Genomic DNA, 25,614 nt, shown 5'->3' with positions numbered 1-25,614 from the left:
CACCCTGGCGCGCCCTGCGCTTCGAGTTTTGTGGAGAGTCATTTTGCGTGTCAGCCGTTCCTTAACAATCAAACAGATGGCGATGGTCTCTGCCGTCACCATGCTGTTTGTCCTGCTCTTCTGCGTAATTTTGCTGTTTCATTCCGTACAGCAGAATCGCTATAACACGGCTTCGCAATTAGAAAGTATCGCCCGCTCGGTACGCGGCCCGCTGTCTGCCTCTATCCTGAAAGGGGATATCCCCGAAGCGGAAACCATTCTGAAACGTATTCAGCCAGCCGGTGTTGTGAGCCGGGCGGACGTCGTGCTACCCAATCAGTTTCAGGCGCTGCGGATGAGCTTTATCCCGGAGCGTCCTGTCCCGATGATGGTGATGCGCCTGTTTGAGCTGCCGGTGCAAATTTCGCTACCCGTTTATTCGCTTGAGCGCCCTGCGAATCCACAGCCTCTGGCCTACCTGGTGTTACAGGCAGACTCCTACCGCATGTATAAATTCGTCATGAGTTGGGTGGTTACGTTAGTGACCACTTGCTTACTTATGACGCTTATTCTCAGCGTGGCGCTGACCTGGTGCATTAACCGGCTGATTGTCCATCCCCTGCGCCGTATCGCCCGCGAGCTGAACACGCTTGCGCCGCAGGATCAGATGGGACACCAGCTTGAGCTGCCGCGTCTGCATCATGACGATGAGATCGGCATGCTGGTGCGCAGCTACAACCTCAACCAGCAGCGCATCCAGCGTCAGCAGGATGAGATGAACAGTAGCGCCACCCGTTTTCCGGTATCGGAGCTTCCCAATAAAGCGTTCCTGATGGCGATGCTGGAGCAAACCGTTGAGCGCCAGCAAACCACCGCGCTGATGGTCATTGCCTGTGAAACCCTGCAGGACACGGCTGGCGTGCTTCAGGAGAGCCAGCGAGAGATGCTGCTGCTCACCCTGGTGGAAAAGATCAAATCTGTCCTTGCCCCGCGCATGGTGCTGACCCAGGTCAGCGGTTACGACCTGGTGGTGATTGCCAACGGCGTAAAAGAACCCTGGCATGCGATCACGTTAGGTCAGCAAGTACTCACTGTCATTAATGAGCGGCTGCCGATTCAGGGTATCCAGCTTCGCCCGAGTGCCAGTATCGGGATTGCCATGTTCTATGGCGACCTGACCGCGGAACAGCTTTATCGCCGCGCCTTCTCGGCGGCCTTTACCGCCCGGCGCAAAGGGAAAAACCAAATCCAGTTCTTCGACCCGGCGCAGATGGAAAAGGCGCAGCAGCGCCTGACGGAAGAGAGTGATATCCTGACCGCGCTGGATAACCGCCAGTTTGCCCTCTGGCTGCAGCCGCAGGTGGATCTGCGGACGGGAGAGGTAAAAAGCGCCGAGGCCCTGCTGCGTCTGCAGCAGCCGGATGGCACATGGGAGCTGCCGGAAGGGCTGATTGAGCGCATCGAGTCCTGCGGCCTGATGGTCACCGTCGGCTACTGGGTGCTCGAAGAGTCCTGTCGTCAGCTTGCCGCCTGGCAGGAGCGCGGCGTAACGCTGCCGCTGTCGGTCAATTTGTCTGCCATGCAGCTTATGCACCCGACCATGGTTTCTGAGATGCTGGAGCTGATCCATCGTTACCGCATCAAACCGGATACCTTGACCCTGGAAGTGACGGAGAGTCGACGCATTGACGACCCCAATGAGGCGGTCGCGATTCTTAAGCCGCTGCGTAATGCCGGCATTCGCATTGCCCTGGACGATTTTGGCATGGGGTACGCCGGGCTGCGCCAGCTTCAGCACATGAAGACGCTTCCGGTGGATGTGCTGAAAATTGACAAAGCGTTTGTCGACGGTCTGCCGGACGACAGCAGCATGGTGCAGGCGATTATCCAGATGGCGCGCAGCCTCAACCTGCATCTTATTGCCGAGGGAATTGAAACCGACGCGCAACGCGCCTGGCTGGCAGAGGCGGGCGTGGAGAGCGGGCAGGGTTTCCTGTTTGCCCCCGCAGTGCCTTCGGATGTCTTTGAAGAACGATACCTTTCTGGTGCTGACAATAACGCAAAAGTGTAATTTTGTTGCTGGCTTGTGCGAGCCAGCTCAAATTTCTTAACATTTGTGTTTCAAATTTGAACTGAGTTTATTTCTGTCCTGTTATGCGGGTGTTATTTTAAAGCCGCAGGTTAACCATAACCTTACAAAGCCTGTGGTTTTTCTTCCCAAGGACACCCTATGAAAACCTCACTCTTCAAAAGTCTTTATTTCCAGGTCCTGACAGCCATCGCCATCGGTATTCTGCTGGGTCACTATTACCCTGAACTGGGCGCGCAAATGAAACCGCTTGGCGACGCGTTCGTTAAGCTCATCAAAATGGTCATCGCTCCGGTGATCTTCTGTACGGTCGTCACGGGCATCGCTGGCATGGAAAGCATGAAGGCGGTTGGCCGTACCGGTGCAGTGGCGCTTCTCTATTTTGAAGTGGTCAGTACCCTTGCGCTGATTATTGGTCTGGTCATCGTTAACGTGGTGCAGCCAGGTGCGGGGATGAACGTCGATCCCTCGACGCTGGATGCCAAAGCGGTTGCGGTCTATGCCGAACAGGCGAAGGATCAGGGCGTGGTGGCCTTCCTGCTGGACGTCATTCCTGGCAGCGTCATTGGCGCGTTCGCCAGCGGAAACATCCTCCAGGTGCTGCTGTTCGCCGTGATGTTTGGCTTCGCCCTGCACCGTCTGGGCAGCAAAGGCCAGCTGATCTTTAACGTGATCGAAAGCTTCTCGCAGGTCATCTTCGGCATCATCAATATGATCATGCGCCTGGCGCCCATCGGTGCCTTCGGTGCGATGGCCTTCACCATCGGTAAGTATGGCGTCGGTACGCTGGTCCAGTTGGGTCAGCTGATTATCTGTTTCTATATCACCTGTATTCTTTTCGTGGTGGTGGTGCTGGGCTCCATCGCCCGCGCGACCGGTTTCAGCATCTTCAAATTTATCCGTTACATCCGCGAAGAGCTGCTGATTGTTCTGGGAACCTCCTCGTCAGAATCGGCGCTGCCGCGCATGCTCGATAAGATGGAGAAACTCGGGTGTCGTAAATCGGTGGTGGGGCTGGTGATCCCGACGGGCTACTCCTTCAACCTGGACGGCACCTCGATATACCTGACGATGGCGGCGGTGTTTATCGCACAGGCCACCAACAGCCATATGGATATTTTCCATCAGATCACCCTGCTGGTGGTTCTCCTGCTCTCCTCTAAAGGCGCGGCGGGCGTAACGGGCAGCGGCTTTATCGTGCTGGCAGCCACTATCTCTGCAGTGGGGCACCTGCCGGTGGCGGGCCTGGCATTGATTCTCGGTATTGACCGCTTTATGTCAGAGGCGCGTGCGTTAACCAACCTGGTGGGTAACGGCGTGGCAACGGTAGTGGTCGCGAAATGGGTGAAAGAGCTGGATCACAAAAAGCTCGACGATACTCTGAATAATCGTTCAACTGACAGCAAAAATCCTGGCTTATCCTCTTAATCTTGTCACAAATGCCCGTATTCCCTTGTGGGGATGCGGGCTCCTGCGCATAATAACTGTTCATACCTGTCATAATTCGACAAGATTTTTTTTGGGTATATTTCACTTCGGACCGTGACGTTTTGCCGAACGCGCGGTCTAATCGACGTGTTTTCATCGTCATCTTTAAGAGTGAAGCGCGTCGCGAGGCACTCTTTTTTAACCAGGAATGTTGATCAGGGGTTCACATGCAGGGCACAAAAATTCGACTCTTAACCGGCGGTTTGCTGATGATGGCAGCAGCCAGTTATGTGCAGGCAGATGCGCTCCAGCCAGACCCGGCCTGGCAACAAGGGACACTAGCGAACGGTTTTCAGTGGCAGGTGTTAGCCACGCCGCAACGTCCCAGTGACCGTATTGAAATCCGTCTGTCTGTTAATACCGGTTCCCTCACGGAAAGCACCCAGCAAACCGGTTTCAGCCACTTTATTCCCCGGCTGGCGCTCACGCAGAGCGGCAGCCTGCAAGCGGTTCAGGTGCGTTCGCTCTGGCAACAGGCCATCGATCCGAAACGCCCGCTTCCTCCGGCTGTGGTCTCGTATGACTACACCATGTTTAACCTGAGCCTGCCTAATAACCGCAACGATCTGCTTAAAGAAGCCCTGACGTATCTCTCCGATGCCTCCGGCAATCTGGCGATTACGCCGGACACCGTCAACTATGCGTTGAGCAACAGCGACATGGTGGCGACCTGGCCTGGTGATACCAAAGAGGGCTGGTGGCGTTACCGTCTGAAAGGCTCGACGTTGCTGGGACATGACCCTGCCGAGCCGCTAAAACAGCCGGTGGACGCCGAACAGGTGAAATCGTTCTACCAGAAGTGGTACACCCCGGACGCGATGACGCTGATCGTGGTGGGTAACGTGGACAGCCGCGCGGTGGTGGAGCAGATCAACAAAGCGTTTGGCGATCTGAAAGGCAAGCGTGAATCGCCTGCCCCTGTTCCGACACTCTCCCCGCTGCGTGCAGAGCCTGTCAGCATTATGACGGACACCGTGCGTCAGGACCGACTCTCCGTGATGTGGGATAACGCCTGGCAGCCCATCCGTGAGTCCGCGGCGCTGTTGCGCTACTGGCGTGCCGACCTGGCGCGTGAAGCGCTGTTCTGGCACGTTCAGCAGACGCTCAGTAAGAACAACGTGAAGAATATCGGTCTTGGCTTTGACTGCCGCGTGCTGTTCCAGCGTGCGCAATGCGCTATTAACGTTGAATCACCGGGCGATAAGCTGAATGCCAATCTGGGTGTCGTCGCGAAAGAGTTGGCAAAAGTGCGTAAAGAGGGGCTTTCCGAAGAGGAATTCAACGCGCTTGTGGCGCAGAAAAAACTCGAGCTGCAGAAGCTGTTTGCGACCTACGCGCGCGCCGATACCGATATTCTGATCAGCCAGCGTATTCGTTCCCTGCAGAATCAGGTGGTGGATATTGCGCCGGAACAGTACCAGAAGCTCCGTCAGGATTTCCTGAACGGTCTGACCGTAGAAATGCTCAACCAGGATCTCCGTCAGCAGCTGTCGCAGGAGATGGCGTTGATCCTTCTGCAGCCGAAGGGCGAACCGGAATATGACATGAAGGAACTTCAGAAGACCTGGGATTCCATCATGGCGACCGCGCCGCAGCCGACGCAGGCCGCGACGGCTGATGATTTACACCCGGACGCGACGGATATCCCGCAAGGGCAGTAAGACGTAGACTAACCCTCTCCCTGTGGGAGAGGGTTAGGGCATCAGCCCGCACCCTACTTAAACAGGCATCGCCTCACGCGGAATAATCGCCCCGCGATACTGAATCACCGTGCTGGCCGTCAGATGTCCACGCTGTGCCGCCGCTTCCGGCGTTCCGCCCGTCAGGCGTACTGCCAGATAGCCCGCGCTGAATGAATCACCCGCCGCCGTGGTATCAATCACTTTCTCTTTGGCAAGCTTCACCGCCGGGACCTCAATCGTCGCTTCACCCGTAGTCGCGACCAGGCACGACTCCGCACCGCGCTTAATCACCACTTCGCTCACGCCAGCCGCCTGCGTGCGTGCAATCACGTCCTCTACCGGTTTTTCCCCCCAGAGGGCGTCTTCATCGTCGAGCGTCAGGAAGGCGATGTCGGTGCATTGCAGCATCTGCTGATAGACCTGCTGCGTCTCTTCACGGCTGGCCCACAGGCGCGGGCGGTAGTTGTTATCGAAAATGACCTTGCCGCCGTTGGCACGGCATTCGCGCAGCAGCGAGAGCAGCTTTTCACGGCTGGTGGGGCTCAGGATCGCCAGGCTGATCCCGCTCAGATAGAGATAGTCGAAGGTCGCCAGCGCTTCGCAGATGGCCGCGGCATCCTCGCTCTCCAGCCAGAATTTGGCCGCGGCTTCGTTACGCCAGTAATAAAACGTGCGTTCGCCGGTGTCGTCGGTCTCAATGTAATACAAACCCGGCAGGCGGTTTTCCATACGCTGGATCAGCGAGGTATCAATATGTTCACTTTGCCAGGCCTCAAGCATCTGCTGGCTGAAGCTGTCCGTCCCCAGAGCGGTAACGTAGTTCACGGTGAGCGCCTCAGGCGCAACCTGGCGGGCAATATAAACGGAGGTGTTTAACGTATCGCCACCAAATCCGCGGCTCACTTCCGCGCCTTTTTGTGACAGCTCAATCATGCATTCGCCAATCACGGCAATTTTTTTAGACATAATCGTGAACCTGAACAGAAGAATGATCAGCAGTGTGCGCTGAGTGAATTAACAGGTCAACTATATTAAAACAACGTTCCATTATTTTATTTGAGCCAGCGCGTGTTCCTGCGCATTTCTGTCATCTTAATTTCATTTTCCCGGTGAATTGAACATAAAGTTCTCAATTGTCGCGCCGATAATCCTGTGACGAGTCCAGAAAGGCCATCCCAACAACAGGACATCTGAAATGAAGTCAGAGCAGGTTATCCAGCGGCTGAGCACCACGCCTGAGGCAAGTATTGAGAACTTGCAGGAGCATCGCTACTGGCTGCAATGTGAGCGTGCGTATACCTATCAGCCGATATACCGAACAGACGGTCGACTGATGGCCATTGAAATTTTGACCGTCGTGACGCATCCCTCAAACCCTTCCCAGCGTATCGCACCGGATCGCTATTTTGCCGAAGTGGCCGTTCGCCAGCGTCTTGACGTGCTGGAAGAGCAGCTCCGTATGCTGGCAACGAAGCAGCCCTTTTTCGAACAGCACGATATCCTCGCTTCAGTGAATGTCGATGGCCCCACTCTGCTGGCGCTGCGTCAGAACGCGAAATTGCAGGCGCTGATCGCCACTCTGCCGTGGGTGCGCTTTGAGCTGGTGGAGCATGTCCGCCTGCCGCAGGACTCCTCGTTTGCCTCCATATGCGAATACGGCCCGCTATGGCTGGATGACTTTGGCACCGGCATGGCGAACTTTTCGGCTCTGAGTGAAGTGCGTTATGACTACATTAAAGTGGCCCGCGATCTGTTCATTATGCTGCGTCAGACCCCGGAAGGGCGGAACCTGTTTACGCTGTTATTACAGCTGATGAACCGCTATTGCCAGGGCGTGATTGTTGAAGGTGTGGAAACGCTGGAAGAGTGGCGTGATGTGCAAAGCTCGCCTGCCGCGGCGGCGCAAGGCTATTTCCTCTCCCGACCGGTACCCATGGATCGCCTCGATAGCGTGATAACAACCCTCTGATAAGCCCGCTTCCCTTTGTCTGGACTATAGTTTTACAGGACAGGTCATCAGGAAAGGGGATAAAAATGACAAGAACAACCAGGGTGATCTCCTGGACAGCAGGGATTTTCTTGTTGTTGATCGTGGTCGTCGCCATCATTATCGCGACGTTTGACTGGAACCGTCTTAAGCCGACCATCAACCAGAAAGTCTCAACCGAACTGAACCGCCCCTTCGCCATACGCGGTGATTTAGGGGTCGTGTGGGAGCGTCAGAAAGAGGAGCCCGGCTGGCGAAGCTGGATCCCCTGGCCGCACGTCCACGCCGACGACATCATTCTCGGTAACCCGCCGGATATCCCGGACGTCACCATGATCCACCTGCCGCGCGTTGAGGCCACGCTGGCCCCGCTCGCGTTGCTGACCAAAACGGTCTATCTGCCGTGGATCAAACTTCAGCAGCCCGATGCGCGCCTGATCCGCCTCTCTGAAAAAAACAACAACTGGACGTTCAACCTTGCCAGCGATGGCGAAAAGGATCCGAATGCTCAGCCTTCCTCCTGGTCATTCCGTCTCGACAATATTCTCTTCGATCGCGGGCGGATCGCCATCGACGATAAGGTCAGCAAGGCCGACGTGGAGATCCTGGTCGATCCGCTCGGCAAGCCGCTGCCGTTTAGCGAGGTCACGGGGACGAAAGCCAAAGGTGACACGGCAAGCGTGGGCGACTATGTCTTCGGCCTGACGGCAAAAGGACGCTACAACGACCAGCCGCTCAGCGGTAAAGGGAAAATAGGCGGCATGCTGGCGCTCCGGAGCGAAGGCACGCCGTTCCCGGTGCAGGCGGACTTCCGCTCCGGTAACACCCGCGTGGCGTTCGTGGGAACGGTTAACGACCCGATGAACATGGGCGGCGTCGATCTTCAGCTTAAATTTGCCGGTGATTCGCTGGGCGAGCTGTATGAGCTGACCGGCGTGCTGCTGCCGGATACCCCGCCGTTCGAAACGGACGGGCATCTGGTTGCCAAAATCGACAGCGAAAAATCGTCGGTTTTTGACTACCGTGATTTTAACGGCCGCATCGGCGACAGCGATATCCACGGCTCGCTGACCTACACCACCGGAAAACCGAGGCCGAAGCTGGAAGGGGACGTTGAGTCCCGCCAGCTGCGTCTGGCCGATCTCGGCCCGCTGATCGGCGTGGATTCCGGTAAAGGCACAAAATCAAAAGAGGTGAAAAAGGACATTCAGCCTGCGGGAAAAGTGCTGCCTTACGATCGCTTTGAAACCGATAAGTGGAACGTGATGGATGCGGACGTCCGCTTCAAAGGGCGTAAAATTGAGCATGGCAGCACGTTGCCGTTGAGCGATCTCTCGACGCATATCATCCTGAAAAATGCCGATCTGCGCCTGCAGCCGCTGAAGTTTGGCATGGCGGGCGGGACGATTTCCTCCAACATTCACCTGGAAGGCGATAAAAAGCCGATGCAGGGGCGCGCGGAGATTCAGGCCCGCAGGCTTAAGCTGAAAGCGCTGATGCCGAATGTCGAGCTGATGCAGAAGACCCTCGGCGAGATGAACGGCGATGCCGACATCCGCGGCGTGGGGAACTCCGTGGCGGCGCTGCTGGGCAGCGGTAATGGCAACCTGAAGCTGCTGATGAACGACGGGCTGGTGAGCCGCAACCTGATGGAGATCCTGGGCCTGAACGTCGGGAACTATATCATCGGGCAAATCTTCGGTGATGATGAGGTGCGGGTGAACTGCGCGGCGGCCAATCTGGATCTGGTTAACGGCGTGGCGCGTCCGCAGATTTTTGCCTTCGACACGGAAAATGCGGTGATTAACGTGACCGGTACCGCCAGTATGGCGTCCGAACAGCTGGATTTGACCATCGATCCGGAAAGTAAGGGGATCCGTATCATCACCCTGCGCTCGCCGCTGTACGTGCGCGGAACCTTCAAAAATCCGCAGGCGGGCGTGAAGCCCGGACCGCTGATTGCGCGTGGCGCGGTGGCCGCAGCCCTCGCGACGCTGGTTACCCCCGCCGCAGCGCTGCTGGCGTTGATATCGCCATCAGAAGGCGAGGCGAATCAATGCCGGACCATTTTGTCGCAAATGAAGAAGTAAGGTGCAGCCTGTTTTTGCCGGGTGGCGCTGCGCTTACCCGGCCTACATTTGAATCGTAGGCCGGGTAAGGCGTAGCCGCCACCCGGCATTAGCTTACAGAGCCTGGTGCTTCGTCTCGTGCGTCAGCAGCAGCGCAATCAGCGTCAGTGCCGCCATGGCCGCCAGATAAACGCCCACATAGAACAAGCCGTAGTTTGCCTGCAGCCAGGTGGCGATATACGGCGCAACGGAGGCGCCCAGAATAGACGAGACGTTGTAGGAGAACGACGCGCCGGTATAACGCACTTCCGTCGGGAACAGCTCTGGCAGCAACGCCCCCATCGGGCCGAAGGTCAACCCCATCAGGCTCAGGCCAATCAGCAGATAGGCCATCACCAGCGCCGGGCTGCCTGAACCCAGCAGCGGCGGGAAGACGAACAGAGCAAACAGAACGATCAGCGTGGTGATGGTGATCATGCTTGCGCGACGACCGAACTTATCCGCGAGCAGGCCCGCAATCGGAACCATCACGCCAAATCCGATCACCGCCATCATCAGCATCCACAGCACTTCGTTACGCGGCAGACCCAGCCCAACCGGCGCGGCGGCGGTACTGAAGGTCATGGAGTAAACGGTCATGATGTAGAACAGCGTGTAGGTGGCCAGCATGATAAACGTGCCCAGTACGGTCACGCGGACGTGTTTGGTCAGCAGCGTGCCCAGCGGCACTTTCACCTGCTTGTTCGCCGCGGCCACTTTCGCGAAAACAGGGGTCTCATGCAGAGAAACACGCACGTACAGGCCAATCAGCACCAGCACGGCTGAGAAGACAAACGGGATACGCCAGCCCCAGCTCATGAACTGTTCATCCGTCAGCAGCCAGGAGAGCAGCAGGAACGTCCCGTTGGCGAAGAAGAAGCCAATCGGTGCGCCAAGCTGCGGGAAAGAACCATACAGCGCGCGCTTGCGCGCCGGGGCGTTCTCGGTGGCCAGCAGCGCCGCGCCACCCCATTCACCACCCAGGCCCAGACCCTGACCAAAACGCGCCAGCGCCAGCAGGACCGGCGCCAGAATGCCGATGGTCTCATACGTCGGCAGCAGGCCGATCGCCACGGTGGAGATCCCCATCGTCAGCAGCGAGGCCACCAGCGTCACTTTACGTCCGATGCGATCGCCAAAGTGTCCAAACAGCGCGGAGCCAATCGGACGCGCAACAAACGCGATAGCAAAGGTCGCCAGAGACTGCAGCGTGGCCGCCGTCGGATCGCCCTGCGGGAAGAAAATGTGCGGGAAGACGATGACCGCCGCGGTGGCGTAAATGTAAAAGTCGAAGAACTCGATGGCGGTGCCAATCAGCGAGGCGACGACAACTTTATTGCGCGAATTTACCGGAACGTTTTCCGTTTCTGAGTCGAGTGTGGTGGCGGTTGCTTGCATAATATTTTCTTATTTTTGTCGAACGAAAGGCCATATTACGCACAGCAAAAGCGACATTTCAATCTGTAACAAAGCCGCGACCAGGTGATAAAAGCAACAAAAAGCGGATAATTTTCAGGCCAGCCAAAACACGTCTATGAAATGCTTCACAAATTTTAAATATCAGTCAATAAAACTGGTTTTCGGTTAAATAAAAGTTACGGACTGGATTTATATGCTGAAATGATGAATCGGGCTGAAATTTCAGCCCGGGAGAGAGGTTAACGGTGCGTTTTGCCCGGCATTCGCGGGTCGTCTTTGTACTCGGCAGTGGCGATCCACGCGGCGCAGAACAGGGTTAAACGTGCGAAGAAGTAGAAGAACGCCATTAACCCCAGCACCGAGCCGAACGCCGCGCCGGAAGGGGATTTCACCAGCGACGGCAGGGTGTAGGTCATCACGATTTTAATCACCTCAAAGCCTATCGCCGCGATCAGTGTCCCTCTGATCAGCGCCTTCTTGCGGGGACGATGACGGGGCAAGCGCCAGAAGATCCAGAAGAACAGCAGGTAGTTGGCGAAGATGGAAATGGCCAGCCCAATGCTGCGCCAGGCGGGCTTCAGCCATTCGATGTAATCAAGGTAGAGCGCGGAGATGATCATCTGCTGCGCCGAGCCCGCCACGGAGGTAATGGACAGCGTCACGATGAGCGCGACGAGCAGGCCAATCAGCGAAACAAAGTCGCGGAGATACTTCACCCAAATCTTCTCCTGATCCTGCGGCTTACGCTCCCAGACATCGCGCGACTGGGCGCGAATGGCCTCGCGCAGGTTGCCCATCCAGTTAACGCCGGAGTAAAGGGCAATCAGCAAACCGACGATACCGACGGTGGTGCGCTGCTGGACGGCGGTATTGATGGTGCTTTTGAGCGTGCTGGCAAGGGTTGGATCACTGACGTTATTCAGGATTTTGTTAAAGATATCCTGCAACAGCGTCGGGTGCGAGGCGAGCACAAAACCGGCCGCCGCAAACGACACCATCAGGATTGGGATCATCGACAGGAAGGAAAAATAGGTGATGGCGGCACCAAACTGGTTTCCCATGCGGTCATTAAAGCGTTCGGTCGCACGTATCAGATGCGCAATCATGGGAAACTGCTGAATTCTGGCGATAATGCCGGTGACGGTCCCCAGCGCTTTGCTGGCGGTACCTGGAGACCTGGTCTCTTCCGGCTCGGTCTCCATCTTCTTGATGGGTTCATACTCTAAATGTTGGGTGGGTCGTTGCGGGTTATTTTCCGGCGTCACGCGTCTTTTCCTTTTCGTTTGGCTGGATGTTACTGAATTATAGCTTGCGACTAGTCCACGTAAGCTTTTGTGAGTTCGGTCAGCCACTCCATGAACAGATGTACCCGGCGGGAGAGGTTGCGCCGGTGGGGATAAATCAGGGAAACAGGCATTGGTTCGGCCCGGTATTGCGGGAGAATTTCAATCAGTTTCTTCGCGCGCAGTAAATCTCGCACCCCAACCCGCGGAACCTGAATGATGCCCAGCCCGGCGAGGCAGGCAGCCTGGTAAGTTTCGGTGCTGTTAACAGTTAACACCCCTCCCGTTTTTATCCACTGCGTCGTACTGCCGTTATAAAACTCAAAGCCCTGTGGGCGAGTTCCCAGCGTAGCGGTGTAGTGAATGACGGCGTGCGAGCCTAAATCGTCCAGCGTTTCCGGGTAGCCAAAACGCGCCAGATAATCCGGGCTGGCGCAGTTAATCACCGACAGCTTGCCCAACGGTCGGGCAATAAGCCCTGAATCTTTCAGGGTGCCGACGCGTACCACGCAGTCAAACCCTTCGCGGATCACATCCACCAGACGATCGCTGCTGCTGAGCTCCAGCTCGATGCCCGGATAATGCTGCAGAAAAGCAGGCAGTTTGGGGATGACTAAATTTCGAGCAACGGCGACGGGCATATCCACGCGGAGCCGTCCGCTGATGCTGGAGGGATCGTGCAGAAACATACCGTCCAGCTCATCGAGGTTTGCCAGCAGATCTTTTGCCCGTTCGTAATAGACCATACCGTCCTGCGTCAGGCTGACGCGGCGGGTGGTGCGGTGCAATAGCTGGGTGCCAAGCCGGTTTTCGAGGGCCTGAATCTGTCGTGACACGCTGCCTTTCGGCAACGTTAATGTTTCTGCCGCGCGGGAAAAACTCTCCAGTTCCGCGACGCGAACAAACAGCTGCATTGCGTGAATTTTATCCATAGATGTAGCTCATTGTTGTTTGTGCTGAAACAGTGAAGCGTTTTAACTCATCTTTATTGATTTTCTATCACCTAATAAGCTCTTACTCAATCTCCATAACAGCCAAAACGAGGTTTATGATGACTGAACGTATCGCATTAGTGACGGGTGGTAGCCGTGGTTTGGGTAAAAACGCTGCCTTAAAGCTGGCGGCAGACGGCACGGGAATTGTGCTGACCTACAACCGCAGCCAGCAGGAAGCGCTGGACGTTGTGCATGAAATTCAGGAAACAGGCGTCAACGCGGCGGCATTGCAGCTCAACGTCGGGGATATCACGAGTTTTGAGCATTTTGCCCAACAGCTTCAGGAGACCCTTAAGAGCGTCTGGCAGCGTGAAACGTTTGACTATTTATTGAACAATGCCGGGACGGGTTTATATGCGCCTTATACCGACACGACGGAAGCCCAGTTTGACGAGGCGCTGAACGTTCATTTCAAAGGACCTTTCTTCCTGACGCAGCGCCTGCTGCCGCTGCTTAGCGACGGCGGACGGATCCTCAACGTCTCCAGCGGGCTGGCCCGTTTTACCCAGCCGGGATCGGCGACCTACGCGGCGATGAAAGGAGCAATGGAAGTGTTGACGCGTTATCAGGCGAAAGAGCTGGGCGCGCGCGGCATCTCCGTCAATATCATTGCGCCTGGCGCAATAGAAACCGACTTTGGCGGCGGACACGTGCGTGACAACGCGGAGCTCAACCAGATGCTGGCGTCCCAGACGGCGCTGGGGCGGGTGGGGCTGCCTGACGATATCGGCGATGCCATTGCGGCACTGCTCAGCGACAAACTGGGCTGGATGAATGCGCAACGTATTGAAGTATCAGGCGGTATGTTCCTGTGAGGTATGCGCTTGAGTAAATCCTTAAAATAAATGTGTCTAAATACTGACAGATATAAAGAACCCCGGGGATTTGTAACGTATCCATTCGTTGAGTTTTTTCTTAAATAATGCCTCTGTAGAATCCCCCTTCGCTATTCTCAGAGGGGAAAAAACGATGCGAGTAATCATGTTTGACAGGCAGTCACTCTTTATTCACGGAGCGATACACAGTCTTCAGAGGTTGATTCCGGAAATAAATATAACTGGGACCTGTCAGGCAGAAGATTTATGGACTCAGATTTCTGCTTCACCGTCGGCTATCGTCATGATTGATGGGAATTTAATTCAGGACGAAGGGAGCACTTTGCTGGAAGCGATCCTGCATCGCTTTCCGGCAATACGTGTGATTCTGATTTTGGCGAAAAAAGAGGCCAAATGTGCTGAGCAGCTGCGGCAGCGAAACGTCATGGCCATTGTTCCCCGAAACGCCAATCCCGAACGGTTTTCCGCCGTACTGGATTCGGTATCCAGAGGGATGGTCTGTTTTCCCGGAGAGTGGGTCAGAGAGCCGACGTCGCCTCAGGCATTATTATCCTTGAGCGAGCGCCAGCGCGAAGTCTTGAAATTGCTGGCGGCGGGGGAGTCGAATAAAGAGATTGGCCGCAATCTGAACATCAGTGCGGCCACGGTAAAAGCGCACCTCGAGGCGCTTTTCCGGCGGCTGGACGTGAAAAACAGAACGCAGGCAGCCATGTATTATACCCGGGCGACGGCCTGAAAAAGCGCGTTTGAGAGCGACGTTATCTCTCCGAAACTGAATATCATCATCACCAGCGCATCATGCTGCTGTTGGGTTAATGGACGTGTCATATTTTCCCGCAGCAGCGCTTCACACAACCGGATATCTTCGCGCAGCAAAGTCTCAGCCTCCAGAGGTGTGACAGGGCCGTGAAAATGCTCCTGATCGCGGATAACGTGGCCATAGCCGATAACCCATAATCCTTTTTCGTCACGATATTTTTCCAGAGAAAGACCCTGATGTTTCTTTATTAACGCGATGGCGGCAGAAGATATTTTCAGCGCATGCTCTTTCATATTCATTTCCTCTTAATGGCGACACTGTAGTGGAAATGAGGTACGAGAAATATCCGCCAAATGGCTATTGATCAGGGATTGTTATTCAGATATTCCTGCCGCAATAAACCAAATAACCAGTCATTATGCCAACGTCCCGCAAGGTAATAGCTCTCGCGTAATTCGCCCTCCAGGCAAAAGCGGGCTTTTTCCAGCAGACGTCGTGAGGCGACATTCCCGGCGGTGACGGTGGCGGTAAGTCGACGTATACCGCCCTGATGAAAAGCGTAATCGCAAAGCGCTTTCAGGGATTCAAAGCCGTAACCTTTCCCCTGCGCCTCGGGAGCGAAAAGAAAACCGACCTCAGCGCAATCCTCCTCCCGATGAATATACCCGGTGACGCCCAACGGAGCCCTGGAAGCGGCGTCACGCACGACGAGGCACAGCCAGTGCGCGCTCCCTGGCGTCCAGGGCGTCAGGCGCGAATCAAACGCCTCGCGGATCGCCGCGACGGGGCGGTCTTCCGCCACAAAGCGCATGACGTCGGGATGCTGCTGTAGCGCCAGAAAAAAGGGCCAGTCTTCTTCTTGTAAAGGCGAGCAGTTCAGGCGAGGGGTAATTAAAACCGGCATTCAGATTCTCCTGAAACATTTTAAATGATTTTAGGGTTGTCACTTTATTTCAACAGAAAGTCAGGTATGGTTAACCGCGTATAAATAAAAAGAAAAAAGGCCGTTACGTGCCAACCCGGATGTCTTCGTTGTCGCTTAAGGAAAACAATGACTCTCAGCACATCACATCATATTCGCGAACAGTTCGAACACTGTCTGGCGGTCATTCGCCATGCGTCGGTGGAAATTTTGCTTCTTCTGAATGTACATGCTTCTGAGGGCAAAGATCCACGCTGGTTTCTGGAACAACTGGACAGCGCGCGATTAGCCCTGGGCGGCTGGGGAGCCGTGGCGAAAAAGCTCAACCTGAATGATGCCGAGATGTCGGAATTTACGCTCCAGCTGCGCCTGCTGCAGCAGCGCGTGCCGCAGTATGAAAGCGGACAGGATGTGAGTGAAAACCAGCTGATTGCGGCGATGCGGTTTGTCACCGCGCTGGAGCACCTTCGCCTGCAGCAGCCGCTGTTGACCTACAGCACGGAGCTGACTCCGGGCAGCGAACTTCAGCAGCAGCAGGCGCATAAGCAGGTGCGGGCGATAGAGCTCATGATAAAAGGGCTCATCCAGCAGGCCTGGCCCGATCAGGTAAGGCTGAATAACCATCTCAAGACTTTGTTTAACGCCGACCGCGTACGGCGCTGGCTGAAGTTGGGCGAGATCAACGATGTCCTGAGCGGCATGATGTTCAGCGAACTGGCGCAAATGCTGGTGGATAAAAAAGAGTTCAGCCGCTATTACGCTTCGCTGTTCAGCGACCCGTCCATGCTGACGCTGCTGGTTGAACCGCGTAAAACGCTGCAAACCTTCCTCGATGACATTCGGCAAATTCGCAACAACATCACCGTCCAGAAAACGTTAAGCTCGGCGCAAATTCAGCTGCTGGATAACTACTACGCGCAGATCGCGCGGCCCGTTCAACGCGCGTTTGAAGAGGGGAGAACGCGCGTCAATCCGGCGGGATTCATGGCGGTAGATGCCAGCGAACTGCATACCTTCTGGGAAAAGGCGCAGAAAATGGATCGGGTCACCGGTGGGGATCTGTTTGAAGTCCGTGACACCATTGAAAAGCCGACCCAGCGCGCGCCGCGCACCCCCGAACAACGCGAGCAGCTCATTTCCGGTGCGTTATGGGGGGCGGTTGGCGTTATGGTGATTGCCATCGTGGCGGGAGGCTTCTGGCTGGTGACCAGCAGTAAACCGCAGCCTGCGGCCGTCAGCGCGGCTGAAGCGGCGCCGCCACAGGAAATGCGTGAGACGCCTTCCTCGCGCGAAACGCTCACGCGCATGGGAGTGACCTGGGACGAGAATAATTTCCGCTCGGCCATTAACCGCAACGACACCCGCGTGACCCAGCTCTTTTTGCAGGGCGGTATGGACTGGAAGCTGTCCTGGACCGAAGAGGCGATGTCGGCAGGCTATGACGACGTGCTGGAACTGATGCTACGCTACCGGCAAAACATGGTGGAGGAGAAGCCGTGTCGGCGCTTCATCAACACGCTCAGCCACGCGATGTCGAACGGCGAGTCTCTGACCTCGGTACGTAAAGAGTACCTCAAAGCTTTCTGCACCGTGCCAGCGGTGGTGAAACGCCAGCAGCACGATCTCGACATGGCCACACGCCGTGCGAAGTCACAGCCGGATGCCACCACCAAAAAATGGCAGTCTATTCAGAGCGCCATTTATGAGGTGATTCGCTGATCTCTCCTCCCTCTCCCCGTGGGAGAGGGCCGGGGTGAGGGCACCAGACCGCACCCTATTCAAGGCTCCCCATACAACCCAATCAGCCGCCGCACCACGCCGTTCGTCCAGCCGAAACCATCCTGCAGCGGATACTCACCCCCGCCCCCTTCGCGCGGCGTGCTGCTGGCGATGTGGTACTTCTCAATCAGCTTATGATGCGTCTGATAAAAATGGTTCACCGTATGCAGCCAGCTCCAGGCGATTTCATCCCCCAGCGAGTCGTTGCCGTACTGCTTGAACCCCTGGATCGCCATCCACTGCAGCGGCGCCCAGCCGTTGGGTTTATCCCACTGCTCGCCGGTTTCGTACTCGGTCGCCAGAATCCCGCCCGGCGTCAGCAGTCGCGCCTTGACCGCATCAGACAGGCGCTCGGCCTGCTCATGGGTCGCCATGCCGACATACAGCGGCACAATGCTGGCGGCAGAAAACAGCGCCAGCTCTTCGCGTCGCCAGTCGTAATCGCGGTAACAGCCGCTCTCCTCGTCCCACAGATAGCGGTTCACCGCCTCGCGGCGATCGCTGGCTTTCTGGCGGAACAGGTCGGCCGTCTCTTTATCCCCTTTCGACGCCGAGATGTTGGCGATTGCGCTTTCCAGCTTGTACAGGAAGGCGTTCAGATCGATGGGGATAAACTGCGTCGTGCGGATGCTGGCGAGCCGCGACGGATCGCGCAGCCAGCGGGAGGAATAGTCCCAGCCGGACGCCGCCCCGGCGCGCAGGTCGCGATACACCTCGTTTGGCGGACGGCCCGAATGGCGGGCAGTTTCCACGTCCTCAATCCACGATTCATCGCGCGGGGTATCACGGTCATCCCAGTAGCGGTTGAGCAACGAGCCGTCCGGCATACGCACGGCGCTGCGGTAGGCCTGGTTAAGCAGGAGCGACTCCGCGCCGTCCATCCAGAAGGCGTACTCCATTTTGAGGTGTTCCAGATAGCGTTTCGCACCGCGCACGCCGTCCTCCTCAAACAATTCCACCATCAGCGCAAAGACCGGCGGCTGGGAGCGGCTGAGATAATAGGTACGGTTGCCGTTGGGAATATGCCCGTAGCGTTCAATCAGCCAGGCGAAGTTATCCGCCATACATTTCAGCAGATCGTTACGACCGCTCTCCGCCAGCCCCAGCATGGAGAAATAGGAATCCCAGTAGTAAGTCTCGCTGAATCGTCCGCCGGGAACGATATAGGCTTGGGGCAGCGCCAGCAGGGAAGACCAGGGAATATGATCCTGCGGCTCGCGCGTCAGCACCGGCCACAGGCTGTCAATGTGCTCTTTGAGGGACAGACCGGGGTCGGAGACATATTCCGTACTGTAGGTCTCCGGCAGCCAGAAGTGGTTTTCCACAAACTGGCGCAGGTCGAAATCCCGGTGGCGTCTGACCTTGCGGTAGCGGATCAGGATATCCAGCGGATCCATCTTCGGCGCGCAGTCGGGAAAGGTTTTGCTGTCCGTGAACAGGCGCGAGGACTGCACGTGCTCAAACAGTTCAAGATAGCGGTCTGCGGGCGTCAGTGCATCGGAGGCGGGTAGCCCCTCGATCATCTCGGGTTCCGGCTCCGCCTCAATCATTTCATCCAGTTTCAACTCGCAGGGATCGGTCTCGTAGCGCAGCTCTTCTGCAATCTCGAATTCGATGTTCTCGGTAGCCTGTAGTTTCTGGTTGAACATGGTGATAGGGACCTCCGGTTGTGTGTTCAAAAGACAGGTTTATCCGGGCGTCTTATAAGCGTAGACATTCGCTTCGGTAGATGTGGAGGGATATGTGCGGTAGATCACTCTTTTCGGAGCATTCGTTTTGCAACGATTTATGAATGTGAATAAAAAAAGCCCCTCCGGAGAGGGGCTTATGCATTAACGCATGGTGACAAACTCTTCCGCCGCCGTAGGGTGGATCGCCACGGTGTTGTCGAAGTCTTTCTTGGTCGCGCCCATCTTCAGCGCTACCGCAAAGCCCTGCAGGATCTCATCCATGCCGAAGCCAATGCCGTGGATACCGACAATCTTCTCGTCCGGGCCGACGCAGACCAGCTTCATGCGGCACGGCTGACGGTGGGAGGTAACGGCGGTATACATCGCGGTAAACGCGGATTTATACACTTTCACCTGGTCGTCGCCATACTGCTCGCGCGCCTGCGGCTCGGTTAAGCCGACGGTGCCGATTGGCGGGTGGCTGAAGACCACGGTCGGGATGTTGCTGTAGTCCAGATGCTCGTCCGGCTTGTTATTGAACAGGCGCTCGGAGAGACGGCGGCCCGCCGCAACGGCAACCGGGGTAAGCTCAACGGCACCGGTGTTATCGCCGACCGCATAAATGCCCGGTACGCTGGTGTTCTGGAATTTATCGACGACGATATAGCCTTTTTCGTCGGTTTTCACGCCGGTCACGCCCAGGTTGAAATTATCGTTCGCCGGTTCACGACCAATCGCCCAGATCAGGCAATCGACGGTCTGGCTGCGGCCATCCTCCAGCTCCAGCGTCAGGCTGCCGTCTGCATTTTTCACCACCGCTTTTGGCACGGCGTTGGTATGCAGGGTTGGGCCTTCGGTGTTCATCACTTCAACCAGCGTATCAACGATCAGCGGATCGAAGCTGCGCAGCGGCGCGTGTTTACGCACGAACAGGTGCGCTTCGGCACCCAGACCGTTAATCACGCCAGCCAGCTCCACCGCGATGTAACCCGCGCCCACCACGGCAACGCGCTTAGGCAGGGCAGGCAGCTCGAAGAAACCGTCAGAGTCGATGCCGTATTCCACGCCCGGGATGTTCGGGTGGCTCGGACGGCCGCCGGTGGCGATCAGGATGTGATCGGCGGTGATCGTCTCACCGTTTACTTCGATCGTTTTCGCATCAACGAAGCGAGCGAAACCGTGGATAACGTCGACGTTATTTTTGCCCAGCACGTTGTCGTAGGAGGTGTGAATACGATCGATGTAGGCGGTACGGCTGGCGATCAGTTTGTCCCAGTCGAAGTGGTTGATGGTGGTGTCAAAGCCGTAGTCCGGGCCATACATATGGATAGCTTCACGGATTTGCGCCGCATGCCACATCACCTTTTTCGGTACACAACCTACGTTCACGCAGGTGCCGCCCAGCGCTTTGGCTTCAATCAGCGCACACTTCTGGCCGTACATGGCCGCGCGGTTGATGGAGGCGATGCCGCCGCTGCCACCGCCGATGGCGATGTAGTCATAATGCTTAGTCATAGCTTTTGTCCTTAATCGTGAATTGCCGCGATTGTATACCTGAAATCAATAGTTTCCACCGATGGCTGCGATTACTCCGGCACGATCCAACTGACGGAGGTATGACCCGTACCGGCTGGCACCAGCGTTTTGTGCAGCCACGGCAGCACGTTGTTCATCTGCGCTTCGAGCTTCCACGGCGGGTTAATGACGATCATGCCCGAGGCGGTCATGCCGCGCTGGTCGCTGTCCGGACGCACGGCCAGCTCGATCTGCAGGATTTTGCGGATGCCGGTGGCTTCCAGCTCTTTGATCATGCGCTTGATTTGCGCGCGCAGCACCACCGGATACCACAGGGCGTATGTCCCGGTGGCGAAGCGTTTGTAGCCTTCGTGGATACCGGTTACCACCGCCTGATAGTCGGTTTTGATTTCGTACGGCGGGTCGATCAGCACCAGGCCGCGGCGGGAAACCGGCGGCAGCTTGGCTTTCAGCTGCTGATAGCCGTCGGCTTTTTCCACGCGGGCGCGGCTGTCTTTCTGGAATTCAGAACGCAGCAGCGGGAAGTCGCTCGGATGCAGCTCGGTCAGCTGGATGCTGTCCTGCTCGCGCAGCAGCTGGCGGGCAATCAGCGGGGATCCCGGGTAGTAACGCAGCTGGCCGTTGCGGTTGAAGTGGTTCACCACGCCGATGTACGGCTCCAGCTCGGCAGGCAGGTCGTCCTGCTGCCAGATGCGGGCGATCCCTTCCAGATATTCACCGGTACGCTCGGCATGCTCGCCGCTCAGCTGATAACGGCCCGCGCCCGCGTGCGTGTCCAGATAGAGAAACGGCTTTTCTTTCTCTTTGAGCGATTCGATGATCAGGCTCTGAACGGTGTGTTTAAGGACGTCGGCGTGGTTGCCTGCGTGGAAGCTGTGGCGATAACTGAGCATGGGTAATGATATTCCGCTGAATTGACGATTTGCCACAGTTTACAGCAGAACGGCGCAGATTACCCGCAGGCCCGGTAAGCGCAGCGCCACCGGGCTCTTTTCCGCCACGTCTGGCATTGAAATCCTCTACACTTAACCCCATTCTAGATCGCATATGCACAGCGCCGGATGCGCGCTTCATTCACCTCTTTCAACAGGACAGCGTTTATGACCAATCCATTACTGACGCCTTTTTCGTTGCCACCGTTTTCTAAAATCCTCCCCGAGCATGTGGTTCCAGCGGTTACGCAATCGCTGGACAACTGCCGCGCGGCGGTAGAAAGCGTGGTCGCGCAGGGCGGGCCGTACACCTGGGAAAATCTGTGTCAGCCGCTGGCCGAAGTGGACGACGTGCTGGGGCGTATCTTCTCCCCGGTGAGCCACCTGAACTCGGTAAAAAACAGCCCGGAACTGCGTGAAGCCTACGAGCAAACCCTGCCGCTGCTCTCTGAGTACAGCACCTGGGTCGGCCAGCACGAAGGGCTCTACAAAGCCTACCGCGACCTGCGCGACGGCGATCACTACGCCGAGCTGAACACCGCCCAGAAAAAATCGGTCGATAACGCCCTGCGTGATTTTGAGCTGTCCGGGATTGGCCTGCCAAAAGAGAAGCAGACCCGCTACGGTGAAATCGCCGCGCGCCTGTCCGAGCTGGGCAACCAGTACAGCAACAACGTGCTCGACGCCACCATGGGCTGGACGAAGCTGATTACCGACGAGGCTATGCTTTCCGGTATGCCGGAAAGCGCGCTGGCGGCGGCAAAAGCGCAGGCCGAAGCGAAAGAGCAGGACGGCTTCCTGTTAACGCTGGATATCCCGAGCTATCTGCCGGTGATGACCTACTGCGACAACCAGGCGCTTCGCGAAGAGATGTACCGCGCCTACAGCACCCGCGCTTCCGATCAGGGGCCGAATGCCGGTAAGTGGGACAACAGCCCGGTCATGGCGGAAATCCTCGCCCTGCGCCACGAGCTGGCCCAGCTGCTGGGCTTTGAAAACTACGCCGACAAATCTCTCGCCACCAAAATGGCGGAAAATCCGCAGCAGGTGCTCGACTTCCTGACCGATCTGGCGAAACGCGCCCGTCCGCAGGGTGAAAAAGAGCTGGCCCAGCTGCGCGCCTTCGCGAAAGCGGAGTTCGGCGTGGACGAGCTGCAGCCGTGGGACATCGCTTACTACAGCGAAAAACAGAAGCAGCACCTCTACAGCATCAGCGACGAGCAGCTGCGCCCGTACTTCCCGGAAAACAAAGCCGTTAACGGCCTGTTTGAAGTGGTGAAGCGCATCTATGGCATCACCGCCAAAGAGCGTACCGATATCGACGTCTGGCATCCGGACGTGCGCTTCTTCGAGCTGTATGACGAGAAAAACGAACTGCGCGGCAGCTTCTACCTCGATCTCTACGCGCGTGAGAACAAGCGCGGCGGGGCGTGGATGGACGACTGCGTGGGCCAGATGCGTAAAGCAGACGGTTCCCTGCAGAAGCCGGTCGCCTACCTGACCTGTAACTTCAACCGTCCGGTGAACGGCAAACCTGCGCTGTTCACCCACGATGAAGTGATCACCCTGTTCCACGAGTTCGGTCACGGCCTGCACCACATGCTGACCCGCATCGAAACCGCAGGCGTCGCCGGCATCAGCGGAGTGCCGTGGGATGCTGTCGAGCTGCCAAGCCAGTTTATGGAAAACTGGTGCTGGGAGCCGGACGCGCTGGCGTTTATCTCCGGCCACTACGAGACCGGCGAACCGCTGCCGAAGGAGCTGCTGGATAAAATGCTGGCGGCGAAGAACTACCAGGCGGCGATGTTTATCCTGCGCCAGCTGGAGTTCGGCCTGTTCGACTTCCGCCTGCACGCCGAGTTCAGCCCGGAGCAGGGGGCGAAAATCCTTGAAACCCTGGCCGAGATTAAAAAGCAGGTCGCGGTTATTCCAGGGCCAACCTGGGGCCGCTTCCCGCACGCGTTCAGCCACATCTTCGCGGGCGGCTATGCGGCAGGGTACTACAGCTACCTGTGGGCCGACGTGCTGGCGGCGGATGCCTTCTCTCGTTTCGAAGAAGAGGGGATTTTCAACCGCGAAACCGGCCAGTCGTTCCTCGATAACATCCTGACCCGCGGCGGTTCCGAAGAGCCAATGGTGCTGTTCAAACGCTTCCGCGGGCGCGAGCCGCAGCTGGACGCGATGCTTGAGCATTACGGGATCAAAGGCTGATTGTTACGTGAAGATCTGCTTAGTGGATGAAACAGGCGCCGGAGACGGCGCCTTATCTGTTCTGGCCGCCCGCTGGGGGCTGGAACATGATGAAGATAACCTGATGGCGCTGGTGATGACACCAGAACATCTCGAATTACGTAAGCGCGACGAACCGAAGCTCGGCGGGATTTTTGTCGATTTTGTCGGCGGGGCCATGGCGCACCGGCGCAAGTTCGGCGGCGGTCGCGGCGAAGCGGTGGCGAAAGCGGTTGGGATTAAAGGAAGCTATCTGCCGGACGTGGTGGATGCCACGGCGGGGCTGGGGCGCGATGCGTTTGTGCTGGCGTCTGTCGGCTGTCATGTACGGATGCTGGAGCGTAATCCGGTGGTGGCCGCGTTGCTGGACGATGGTCTGACGCGTGGCTACGCGGACCCGGAAATCGGGCCGTGGTTGCAGGAACGATTGCAGCTGATCCATGCCTCGAGCCTGACGGCGCTGACCGATATCACCCCGCGCCCGCAGGTCGTCTATCTCGACCCGATGTTCCCGCACAAGCAGAAAAGCGCGCTGGTGAAGAAAGAGATGCGGGTGTTTCAGTCTCTGGTGGGGCCTGATCTGGATGCGGATGGCCTGCTGGAACCGGCTCGTCAGCTGGCGACGAAGCGGGTGGTGGTGAAGCGCCCTGACTATGCGCCGCCCCTGGCGGACGTTGCCACGACCAACGCGGTGACCACCAAAGGGCACCGGTTTGATATTTATTCGGGGACACCGGAATAAAAAAAGCCGGGTGGCGGCTTCGCCTTACCCGGCCTACATTTCGTGCCGCCTGTAGGCCCGGTAAGCGTTAGCGCCACCGGGCTTTTTTGCACTTACTCGTCTTCTTCGTCACGCAGCGGAACAATCAGCATATCCACGTGAACGGTATTAATCAGCTGGCGAGCGGAAGACATCAGCTTGCTCCAGAAGTCCTGGTGGTGACCGCACACCACCAGGTCCATGTCGTATTTCTTGATCGCATCAACCAATACCTGGCCCAGGTCGCCGCTGCCGCTCAGGGTTTCGGTAATCGGGTAGCCCGCGTTGGTGGACAGTTCGCTCAGGGCGTGGTGCGTCTCTTCGGAGATACGCTTCTGCATATCGCCCAGATTGACGTCGATCAGACCGGTGTAGAGGTCGGAGTAATTCACATCAACGTGAATCAGCGAAACTTTCGCGTTGTAGGGACGTGCCATGGATACCGCTTTATCAACCAGCACTTTGCTCTCCGGGGAGAGGTCTACCGCGATGAGAATGTGTTTGTAAGCCATAGTGTTACTCCTTCCTTAAGTTATCGATGACTAAATGGGAAAGCCGTCGTCTGATGCTTTCATTACGGCCCAGTTAAACATATTTTTCAAGCTTTGGTGTTGATAACGATTAACCTTGTGGCAAAAAAATTAACGGATCTCCTACACTATTAAATGAGCCGTTCGGATATTAAAACGCGAACCGGATCGACTTTTGGTCATTCTTTCACTGAACTGTCTGTCAGGGCATTGGGGTGCGGTAGCTCAGAAGCCTTGCTTCGTGGGCGGACGCCGGGGAGGATGTATGATTAGCACCGTCGCATTGTTTTGGGCGTTATGCGTAGTTTGCATAGTGAATATGGCGCGCTACTTCTCATCGTTACGTGCGCTGTTAGTGGTACTTCGTGGTTGCGATCCGTTGCTTTATCAGTATGTGGACGGTGGAGGGTTCTTCACCTCGCATGGACAGCCCAGCAAACAGATGCGTCTGGTGGGATATATCTACTACCAGCGCTACCGCGATCATCACGATGAAGAATTTATCCGTCGCTGCGAGCGCCTGCGTCGTCAGTTCATTTTGACCAGTGCCCTGTGCGGGCTGGTCGTCGTCAGCATGATTGCATTGATGATTTGGCACTGAGCATAAAAAAAGCGGGTCAGTTTCCTGAC

21 protein-coding genes are annotated in these 25,614 nt (G+C 56.8%); 11 read left to right on the top strand and 10 right to left on the bottom strand.

All coding sequences use genetic code 11. The annotated features are described in order from the left end of the window. The first annotated feature begins 43 nt into the window (after positions 1-43). From hmsP to C6A40_RS12540, 3 genes are all read left to right on the top strand, one after another. Positions 44-2,050, top strand: coding sequence for a biofilm formation regulator HmsP (gene hmsP, locus C6A40_RS12550; RefSeq protein WP_023294766.1), 2,007 nt, complete (start codon positions 44-46; stop codon positions 2,048-2,050). A 159-nt stretch (positions 2,051-2,209) separates the two neighbouring features. Then, positions 2,210-3,496, top strand: a complete 1,287-nt coding sequence (locus C6A40_RS12545; protein WP_021242141.1) for a dicarboxylate/amino acid:cation symporter — start codon at positions 2,210-2,212, stop codon at positions 3,494-3,496. Between the two features lie 227 nt (positions 3,497-3,723). Continuing rightward, positions 3,724-5,217: a M16 family metallopeptidase gene (locus tag C6A40_RS12540; RefSeq protein WP_008503229.1), complete on the top strand. Its 1,494-nt coding sequence runs from the start codon at positions 3,724-3,726 to the stop codon at positions 5,215-5,217. A 57-nt stretch (positions 5,218-5,274) separates the two neighbouring features. On the opposite strand, the gene C6A40_RS12535 is transcribed toward C6A40_RS12540, so the two are convergent. After that, positions 5,275-6,204 carry a sugar kinase gene (locus tag C6A40_RS12535; RefSeq protein ID WP_045336755.1) on the bottom strand — a complete coding sequence of 310 codons (930 nt, stop codon included), beginning with the start codon at positions 6,202-6,204 and terminating at the stop codon, positions 5,275-5,277. A 229-nt stretch (positions 6,205-6,433) separates the two neighbouring features. On the opposite strand from C6A40_RS12535, the gene pdeH reads away from it, so the two are divergent. Continuing rightward, positions 6,434-7,207 (top strand): cyclic-guanylate-specific phosphodiesterase, encoded by a 774-nt coding sequence (pdeH, locus tag C6A40_RS12530; protein ID WP_021242143.1) that lies wholly within the window; start codon positions 6,434-6,436, stop codon positions 7,205-7,207. 65 nt (positions 7,208-7,272) lie between these two features. Next, positions 7,273-9,315, top strand: a complete 2,043-nt coding sequence (locus C6A40_RS12525) for an AsmA family protein (protein ID WP_008503226.1) — start codon at positions 7,273-7,275, stop codon at positions 9,313-9,315. Between the two features lie 93 nt (positions 9,316-9,408). Here C6A40_RS12525 and C6A40_RS12520 read toward each other — a convergent pair whose 3' ends face one another. The 3 genes from C6A40_RS12520 to C6A40_RS12510 all read right to left on the bottom strand — a co-directional run bounded on the left by C6A40_RS12520 (position 9,409) and on the right by C6A40_RS12510 (position 12,967). After that, positions 9,409-10,731 (bottom strand): MFS transporter, encoded by a 1,323-nt coding sequence (locus C6A40_RS12520; RefSeq protein ID WP_008503129.1) that lies wholly within the window; start codon positions 10,729-10,731, stop codon positions 9,409-9,411. A gap of 260 nt (positions 10,732-10,991) precedes the next feature. Continuing rightward, complete coding sequence (gene yhjD / locus C6A40_RS12515; protein ID WP_008503128.1) at positions 10,992-12,017, bottom strand: inner membrane protein YhjD; 1,026 nt, start codon at positions 12,015-12,017, stop codon at positions 10,992-10,994. Positions 12,018-12,067: 50 nt separating this feature from the next. Then, a complete protein-coding gene (locus tag C6A40_RS12510) occupies positions 12,068-12,967 on the bottom strand; it encodes a LysR family transcriptional regulator (protein ID WP_008503127.1) in 900 nt (299 codons plus the stop codon). A 119-nt stretch (positions 12,968-13,086) separates the two neighbouring features. Here C6A40_RS12510 and C6A40_RS12505 point away from each other — a divergent pair, with 119 nt between their 5' ends. Both C6A40_RS12505 and C6A40_RS12500 read left to right on the top strand, forming a co-directional pair. Beyond that, positions 13,087-13,845: an SDR family NAD(P)-dependent oxidoreductase gene (locus tag C6A40_RS12505; RefSeq protein ID WP_045336754.1), complete on the top strand. Its 759-nt coding sequence runs from the start codon at positions 13,087-13,089 to the stop codon at positions 13,843-13,845. A 154-nt stretch (positions 13,846-13,999) separates the two neighbouring features. Continuing rightward, positions 14,000-14,602, top strand: coding sequence for a response regulator transcription factor (locus tag C6A40_RS12500; RefSeq protein ID WP_023294761.1), 603 nt, complete (start codon positions 14,000-14,002; stop codon positions 14,600-14,602). Here the strand turns inward: C6A40_RS12500 and C6A40_RS12495 are convergent. Both C6A40_RS12495 and C6A40_RS12490 read right to left on the bottom strand, forming a co-directional pair. Beyond that, positions 14,581-14,919 (bottom strand): lysozyme, encoded by a 339-nt coding sequence (locus C6A40_RS12495; RefSeq protein ID WP_045336753.1) that lies wholly within the window; start codon positions 14,917-14,919, stop codon positions 14,581-14,583. The genes C6A40_RS12500 and C6A40_RS12495 overlap by 22 nt on opposite strands. Before the next feature lie 71 nt (positions 14,920-14,990). Beyond that, a complete protein-coding gene (locus C6A40_RS12490) occupies positions 14,991-15,530 on the bottom strand; it encodes a GNAT family N-acetyltransferase (RefSeq protein WP_025910199.1) in 540 nt (179 codons plus the stop codon). Between the two features lie 147 nt (positions 15,531-15,677). Here C6A40_RS12490 and C6A40_RS12485 point away from each other — a divergent pair, with 147 nt between their 5' ends. After that, on the top strand, positions 15,678-17,267 hold the full coding sequence (locus C6A40_RS12485; protein WP_021242148.1) for an STY4199 family HEPN domain-containing protein: 1,590 nt from the start codon (positions 15,678-15,680) through the stop codon (positions 17,265-17,267). A gap of 59 nt (positions 17,268-17,326) precedes the next feature. On the opposite strand, the gene C6A40_RS12480 is transcribed toward C6A40_RS12485, so the two are convergent. The 3 genes from C6A40_RS12480 to C6A40_RS12470 all read right to left on the bottom strand — a co-directional run bounded on the left by C6A40_RS12480 (position 17,327) and on the right by C6A40_RS12470 (position 21,426). After that, a complete protein-coding gene (locus tag C6A40_RS12480) occupies positions 17,327-18,976 on the bottom strand; it encodes an alpha,alpha-trehalase (protein ID WP_008503121.1) in 1,650 nt (549 codons plus the stop codon). Between the two features lie 183 nt (positions 18,977-19,159). Continuing rightward, positions 19,160-20,512 carry a glutathione-disulfide reductase gene (gene gorA, locus C6A40_RS12475; RefSeq protein WP_008503120.1) on the bottom strand — a complete coding sequence of 451 codons (1,353 nt, stop codon included), beginning with the start codon at positions 20,510-20,512 and terminating at the stop codon, positions 19,160-19,162. A 71-nt stretch (positions 20,513-20,583) separates the two neighbouring features. Then, a complete protein-coding gene (locus C6A40_RS12470; RefSeq protein WP_045336752.1) occupies positions 20,584-21,426 on the bottom strand; it encodes a 23S rRNA (adenine(2030)-N(6))-methyltransferase RlmJ in 843 nt (280 codons plus the stop codon). 207 nt (positions 21,427-21,633) lie between these two features. Between C6A40_RS12470 and prlC the strand changes: the two genes are divergently transcribed. Together prlC and rsmJ are read left to right on the top strand one after the other, a co-directional pair. Continuing rightward, the gene (gene prlC / locus C6A40_RS12465; RefSeq protein WP_021242152.1) at positions 21,634-23,676 is read left to right on the top strand and encodes an oligopeptidase A; all 2,043 of its coding nucleotides are present in this window, start codon (positions 21,634-21,636) and stop codon (positions 23,674-23,676) included. A 7-nt stretch (positions 23,677-23,683) separates the two neighbouring features. After that, entirely contained in the window at positions 23,684-24,436 is a 753-nt protein-coding gene (rsmJ, locus tag C6A40_RS12460) for a 16S rRNA (guanine(1516)-N(2))-methyltransferase RsmJ (RefSeq protein WP_021242153.1), read from the top strand. A gap of 92 nt (positions 24,437-24,528) precedes the next feature. Here the strand turns inward: rsmJ and uspA are convergent, their stop codons facing one another. Continuing rightward, on the bottom strand, positions 24,529-24,966 hold the full coding sequence (gene uspA, locus C6A40_RS12455; RefSeq protein ID WP_003861223.1) for a universal stress protein UspA: 438 nt from the start codon (positions 24,964-24,966) through the stop codon (positions 24,529-24,531). Positions 24,967-25,249: 283 nt separating this feature from the next. Here uspA and uspB point away from each other — a divergent pair, with 283 nt between their 5' ends. Continuing rightward, positions 25,250-25,585 carry a universal stress protein UspB gene (uspB, locus tag C6A40_RS12450; RefSeq protein ID WP_003861224.1) on the top strand — a complete coding sequence of 112 codons (336 nt, stop codon included), beginning with the start codon at positions 25,250-25,252 and terminating at the stop codon, positions 25,583-25,585. Positions 25,586-25,614 lie beyond the last annotated feature (29 nt).

It is taken from the genome of Enterobacter sp. GER_MD16_1505_Eko_090 (assembly GCF_003331015.1).
In the GTDB taxonomy this organism is placed as follows: Bacteria; Pseudomonadota; Gammaproteobacteria; order Enterobacterales; family Enterobacteriaceae; genus Enterobacter; species Enterobacter roggenkampii.
This window is presented reverse-complemented; position numbering and strand designations above follow the sequence as displayed.

What these genes read in the sequence shown, in the direction of transcription:
- C6A40_RS12505 (WP_045336754.1), top strand. Translation starts at nt 13,087, where the DNA reads ATGACTGAACGTATCGCATTAGTGACGGGTGGTAGCCGTGGTTTGGGT.
- gorA (WP_008503120.1), bottom strand. Translation starts at nt 20,512, where the DNA reads ATGACTAAGCATTATGACTACATCGCCATCGGCGGTGGCAGCGGCGGC.
- C6A40_RS12535 (WP_045336755.1), bottom strand. Translation starts at nt 6,204, where the DNA reads ATGTCTAAAAAAATTGCCGTGATTGGCGAATGCATGATTGAGCTGTCA.
- C6A40_RS12470 (WP_045336752.1), bottom strand. Translation starts at nt 21,426, where the DNA reads ATGCTCAGTTATCGCCACAGCTTCCACGCAGGCAACCACGCCGACGTC.
- C6A40_RS12495 (WP_045336753.1), bottom strand. Translation starts at nt 14,919, where the DNA reads ATGAAAGAGCATGCGCTGAAAATATCTTCTGCCGCCATCGCGTTAATA.
- C6A40_RS12480 (WP_008503121.1), bottom strand. Translation starts at nt 18,976, where the DNA reads ATGTTCAACCAGAAACTACAGGCTACCGAGAACATCGAATTCGAGATT.
- C6A40_RS12525 (WP_008503226.1), top strand. Translation starts at nt 7,273, where the DNA reads ATGACAAGAACAACCAGGGTGATCTCCTGGACAGCAGGGATTTTCTTG.
- C6A40_RS12520 (WP_008503129.1), bottom strand. Translation starts at nt 10,731, where the DNA reads ATGCAAGCAACCGCCACCACACTCGACTCAGAAACGGAAAACGTTCCG.
- C6A40_RS12490 (WP_025910199.1), bottom strand. Translation starts at nt 15,530, where the DNA reads ATGCCGGTTTTAATTACCCCTCGCCTGAACTGCTCGCCTTTACAAGAA.
- uspA (WP_003861223.1), bottom strand. Translation starts at nt 24,966, where the DNA reads ATGGCTTACAAACACATTCTCATCGCGGTAGACCTCTCCCCGGAGAGC.
- C6A40_RS12485 (WP_021242148.1), top strand. Translation starts at nt 15,678, where the DNA reads ATGACTCTCAGCACATCACATCATATTCGCGAACAGTTCGAACACTGT.
- C6A40_RS12500 (WP_023294761.1), top strand. Translation starts at nt 14,000, where the DNA reads ATGCGAGTAATCATGTTTGACAGGCAGTCACTCTTTATTCACGGAGCG.
- C6A40_RS12540 (WP_008503229.1), top strand. Translation starts at nt 3,724, where the DNA reads ATGCAGGGCACAAAAATTCGACTCTTAACCGGCGGTTTGCTGATGATG.
- C6A40_RS12545 (WP_021242141.1), top strand. Translation starts at nt 2,210, where the DNA reads ATGAAAACCTCACTCTTCAAAAGTCTTTATTTCCAGGTCCTGACAGCC.
- uspB (WP_003861224.1), top strand. Translation starts at nt 25,250, where the DNA reads ATGATTAGCACCGTCGCATTGTTTTGGGCGTTATGCGTAGTTTGCATA.
- pdeH (WP_021242143.1), top strand. Translation starts at nt 6,434, where the DNA reads ATGAAGTCAGAGCAGGTTATCCAGCGGCTGAGCACCACGCCTGAGGCA.
- C6A40_RS12510 (WP_008503127.1), bottom strand. Translation starts at nt 12,967, where the DNA reads ATGGATAAAATTCACGCAATGCAGCTGTTTGTTCGCGTCGCGGAACTG.
- prlC (WP_021242152.1), top strand. Translation starts at nt 21,634, where the DNA reads ATGACCAATCCATTACTGACGCCTTTTTCGTTGCCACCGTTTTCTAAA.